General features: G+C 65.9%; 5 protein-coding genes. 1 reads left to right on the top strand and 4 read right to left on the bottom strand.

Features of this window, described 5'->3' with window-relative positions:
- Positions 1-432, bottom strand: a 432-nt coding sequence (locus ACE3TU_RS09620; RefSeq protein ID WP_374623299.1) for an NAD-dependent epimerase/dehydratase family protein, incomplete at its 3' end; no start/stop codon positions are given.
- A gap of 163 nt (positions 433-595) precedes the next feature.
- On the opposite strand from ACE3TU_RS09620, the gene ACE3TU_RS09615 reads away from it, so the two are divergent.
- On the top strand, positions 596-1,318 hold the full coding sequence (locus ACE3TU_RS09615; RefSeq protein ID WP_374623296.1) for a DUF4328 domain-containing protein: 723 nt from the start codon (positions 596-598) through the stop codon (positions 1,316-1,318).
- Here the strand turns inward: ACE3TU_RS09615 and ACE3TU_RS09610 are convergent.
- From ACE3TU_RS09610 to ACE3TU_RS09600, 3 genes are all read right to left on the bottom strand, one after another.
- Positions 1,315-2,136 carry a sugar phosphate isomerase/epimerase family protein gene (locus ACE3TU_RS09610; protein ID WP_374623295.1) on the bottom strand — a complete coding sequence of 274 codons (822 nt, stop codon included), beginning with the start codon at positions 2,134-2,136 and terminating at the stop codon, positions 1,315-1,317. The genes ACE3TU_RS09615 and ACE3TU_RS09610 overlap by 4 nt on opposite strands.
- A gap of 152 nt (positions 2,137-2,288) precedes the next feature.
- A complete protein-coding gene (locus tag ACE3TU_RS09605; protein ID WP_374623294.1) occupies positions 2,289-3,455 on the bottom strand; it encodes a dihydrodipicolinate synthase family protein in 1,167 nt (388 codons plus the stop codon).
- A 218-nt stretch (positions 3,456-3,673) separates the two neighbouring features.
- A partial coding sequence (locus ACE3TU_RS09600) for a Gfo/Idh/MocA family protein (protein WP_374623292.1) occupies positions 3,674-4,578 on the bottom strand: 905 nt, incomplete at its 5' end.

Raw genomic sequence — 4,578 nt, 5'->3', positions numbered from 1 at the left:
ATTGAAGAACTCGTCGCCGATCGCTTCGGGGAACGGCGCGCCGAACACCGCGATCGACGAGGTGAACACCACGCGCGGCTTGTAGGGCGACTTCATGCCCTCCTGCCGTATCGCCTCCAGCAGGTAGCGCGTGCCGTCGAGGTTGATGCGATAACCCTTGTCGAAATCGGCCTCGGCCTCTCCCGACACGATCGCGGCGAGATGGAAGATCAGGTCGGGACGGCGAGAGACCATGCTGGCGGCCTCCCCCGGCACGGAGAGATCGGCAACTTTGGTCTTGACCTCGCCGCCGAACGGGATGGCCTCCGGCAGCACCACATCGGCGAGGGTGAGCTTGGTGATCTCGCGGTCACCGATCCGGCCGGCCTTCACCAGCGCGGACGTGAGCTTGCGGCCGACCATGCCGGCCGCCCCGATGATCAGGATATGCATGAGGTTTCCTCAGATGATTTTGCGGCGGAGACTAGCGGGCGCGCGACACAGCGCAAGCCCTGCTTTGTGACGATTCCCCACCTTCTTATCTGACGCCGCTGCTTGCCCGCGCTGCCGTCAACCGCCATGCTTGGAAGCATTTTATACTTAAGGATAGCGAGTGATGTACACTAACAACAATTTGTCGAAGGATTTGGCGATCTGGCTGCTCTACGCCTTGCTGGCGGTGAGCGTCATTAGTGCGGGATCAACTGTAATTGAAATTACGCTGCTGTCTCGGATACAATCCGGTGATTTCGTTTCCGTCGAAACCATCACTGCGGAGGCTGAAGACAGCGACACGCGGCAGCAGATCCTCGCCTATACCTATGCGGCGTTGTACGCGGCATCCGGACTCGCATCTTTGATATGGACGTTCCGCGCCTCGCGGAACGCGGCCGTTCTGTCGGTGTTGCCGCAACAATACCGGCCCGGGTGGGCCGTGGGGTGGTACTTCGTGCCGATCGCAAACCTCTGGAAACCCTATGACTCCATGAAGGAGATCTGGCGCCGTAGCGCCTGGCCCACGCGGGAGGGACTACCGCCGGTTCTTGGCCAGTGGTGGCTCATGTGGATTGCTGGGAGTATTCTCGGCCAGATCGCACTGCGGATATCGCTTAACGCCGAGGGCGTAGATCAAATGCTCGTCGCGTCCAGTCTCAATTTGGCGTCGGACCTGATCGATGTCCCACTGGTGCTGGCATACGCCCATATCATCCGGCGTATCACCGCGATGCAGGCCGCCAAGCATGCCGCAAACCCGGACCGGCCAGCAGACAGCTTCGTCGACGTCCCCGATGCCAGCGACGAGTCCGGGAGTACACCAGGAGCCGAAGAGCCAACCTAGAAGGTTACAGCCAAACGTTCCACGCAGGTGGCGACCACCTCGTCGCCAGGGCGCTTCCACCAGGTGTCGCGGGAGAAGATTTCGACCTCCTGCGGGCCGTGGTAGCCGGCCGCCTCGATCATGGCGCGGATGGCCTTGAGATCGATGACCCCGTCGCCCATCATGCCACGATCGAGCAGCATGTCGGTGGTGGGGACCAGCCAGTCGCAGATATGGTGGGCGAGAATCCGCTTGTCGCGGCCGGCACGGGCGATGGCGGCGGCGAGGTTCGGGTCCCACCAGACATGATAGACGTCGATGGCGACGCCGACGCCCTCACCCAATTGGGCGGCAATGTCGAGCGCCTGATCGAGCGTGTTCACGCAGGCGCGGTCGGCCGCATACATCGGGTGCAGCGGCTCGATGGCGAGCGGCACGCCGGTGGCGCGGGCGGCCGGCAGCATGGCGGCGATGCCGTCAGCCACCATCTGCCGGGCGCCGCCGATGTCCTTCGAAGAGCCGGGCAGCCCGCCGACGACGAGGACGAGGCAATCGGCGCCGAGCGTCGCGGCCTCCTCGATGGCGCGGAGATTGTCGTCGATGGCCTGCTGCCGGCCCTCCGCCGTCTCAGCGGGGAACATGCCGCCGCGGCAGAGCCCGGTGACACGCAGGCCGTTGGAGCGGACGATGTTAGCCGCCTCGGCAAGGCCGACGGCAGCGACCTGGTCGCGCCAGGGCGAGATGGCGGTGATGCCATGGCGGAGGCAATCGTCGACCATCTGCGCGAAGCTCGAGCCGTTGCGCAACGTGGCGAGGTTCATGGAGAGCTGGCTAGGCATAGGAGAGCTTCCACCCCTCACCCGTCTCGGCCTTCGGCCGATCCACCCTCTCCCTCAAGGGGAGAGGGGAGGCGTGGGGCGCGATCGCGCCAACTTGCCTTCTCCCCTTGAGGGAGAAGGTGCCCGAAGGGCGGATGAGGGGTATTCTCACCTCACACCACCCCGTTCACCGCCAGTACCCGCTTCATCCGATCCACCGCCAGCCCCGGATCGGCCAGCACTCGCGCCTTGTCCGCCAACCGGAACAGTTCGGCGAGGTGCTGCAGCGAGCGGGTGGATTGCTGGCCACCGACCATGGCGAAGTGCTCCTGCAGGCCATTGAGATAGGCGAGGAAGACCACGCCGGTCTTGTAGAAGCGGGTGGGCGCCGAAAAGATGTGGCGGCTGAGCGGCACGGTGGGCTCGAGCAGTTCGAAGAACTCGTTCTGACTGCCGCGGCCGAGCGCGGCGAGCGCCGCCGAGGCGGCGGGCGCGATGGCGTCGAAAATGCCGAGCAGCGCGTCGGAATGGCCCTCGGAATCGCCGACGATCAGCTCGGCATAGTCGAAGTCGTCGCCGGTATACATCCTCACCCCCGGGGGCAGGCGGCGGCGCATGGCGATCTCCTTGTGCTTGGACAGCAGCGAGATCTTGATGCCGTCGACCTTGCCGGCATTGGCGGCGATGACGTCGAGGCAGACCTCCATCGCCAGGTCGTGGTCGGCATGCCCCCAGTAACCGGCAAGCGCCGGATCGAACATCTCGCCCAGCCAGTGCAGGATCACCGGTCGACGGACCTGGGAGAGGATGCGGCCATAGACGCGGGCATAGTCATCCGGCGACCGCGCCGCGACGACGAGGGCGCGCGAGGCCATCAGGATCACGCGGCCGCCCTGCCCTTCGACGAAGCCGACCTGCTCCTCATAGGCGGCGATCACCTCGTCGATGGTGACGCTCGGGCCGGGCGCCAGGTGGTCGGTGCCGGCGCCGTAGGCGATGAGGGCGTTTGCACGGCCGCGCGCCTCGACCTGCGAGCGCCGGATCAACTCCTGCGCCTCGCTCCAGGTGAGGCCCATGCCGCGTTGCGCCGTGTCCATGGCTTCGGCGACGCCAAGCCCGAGATCCCAGAGCCGGTGGCGGAAGCGCAGTGTCGTGTCCCAGTCGATCGCGGGAGTGAGCCAGGGATCGTGGCTCGCGAGCGGGTCGGCGACGACATGGGCGGCGGCATAGGCGATGCGGGGGAAGTCGCTGGAAGAGTGCCTTTCAAAAGGTATTGGGGTGCCGGTCAGGCGGTAGGCGGTGAGGGAACGATCCGGGTTGGGGAGGAGGAGTTCAGGCATCTGAAATGCCTCCAGCGCGCGCTGCAACCCCCACCCTAGCTCCGCTAGCACGCAGACGCGTGCAAGCTGCGCTACCCTCCCCACAAGGGGGAGGGAGACCCGACTGCGGGCTTCGGTTCTCGCCTCTCCCTCCCCTTGATGGGGAGGGTAGCGAAGCTTGGCGGCCCTGCCGCCTAGCGAAGCTGGGTGGGGTGGACCCACACGTGCCGTGTCTCATCTCATATTCCCAGCGCCGGGACATCGAGCCAGCGGCGTTCCTTCCACGACTGCAACCCCAGCATGGCGAGCTGCACGCCCTTGGCCCCCTGCTCGAGGCCGTAGGGCCAGGGCGCGTCGTCGGCGACGTGGCGCAGGAACATCTCCCACTGCGCCTTGAAGCCGTTGTCTGCCGGCACGTTGCTGGGCACTTCCTCCCAGTTGTCGAAGAAGTTGATGACCTGCGGCTGGTCGGGGTTCCACACCGGCTTGGGCGTGTTGACGCGGTGCTGGGTGAAGCACCTGTGCAGCCCCGCGACGGCCGAGCCGTGCGTGCCATCCACCTGGAACGTCACGAGGTCGTCGCGGCGGACACGCACGTCCCAGCTCGAATTGATATGGGCGACAATGCCGCCCTCCAGCTGGAAGGTGGCATAGGCCGCGTCGTCGGCGTCGGCGGTGTAGGGTTGTCCCTTCTCGTCGACGCGGCTGGGGATGTGCGTGGCTCCGAGGCAGCTGACGGCCTTCACCTCGCCGAACAGGTTGTCCAGCACGTAGCGCCAGTGGCACAGCATATCGAGGATGATGCCGCCACCATCCGCCTTGCGGTAGTTCCACGACGGGCGCTGCGCCGGCTGGCCCCAATCCCCCTCGAACACCCAGTAGCCGAACTCGCCGCGCACCGACAGGATGCGGCCGAAGAAGCCGGAATCGCGAAGCAGCCTCAGCTTGAGCAGCCCCGGCAGGAACAGCTTGTCCTGCACCACGCCGTGCTTGATTCCGGCGGCCTTCGCCTTCCGCGCGAGGGCGATGGCGGAGTCGAGATCGTCGGAAACCGGCTTCTCGCAGTAGACGTGCTTGCCGGCGTCGATGGCGCGCGACAGCAGCTCGGCCCGCATCTGCGTGGTGCCGGCATCGAAGAACAGCT

Source organism: Devosia sp., assembly GCF_041917035.1.
In the GTDB taxonomy this organism is placed as follows: Bacteria; Pseudomonadota; Alphaproteobacteria; order Rhizobiales; family Devosiaceae; genus Devosia_A.
The sequence above is the reverse complement of the archived record's forward strand: the minus strand, read 5'-3'. Positions and strand labels throughout refer to the sequence as shown.

Excerpts from the sequence above, each read along its gene's own strand:
- ACE3TU_RS09605 (WP_374623294.1), bottom strand. The coding sequence starts at position 3,455 with ATGCCTGAACTCCTCCTCCCCAACCCGGATCGTTCCCTCACCGCCTAC.
- ACE3TU_RS09610 (WP_374623295.1), bottom strand. The coding sequence starts at position 2,136 with ATGCCTAGCCAGCTCTCCATGAACCTCGCCACGTTGCGCAACGGCTCG.
- ACE3TU_RS09615 (WP_374623296.1), top strand. The coding sequence starts at position 596 with ATGTACACTAACAACAATTTGTCGAAGGATTTGGCGATCTGGCTGCTC.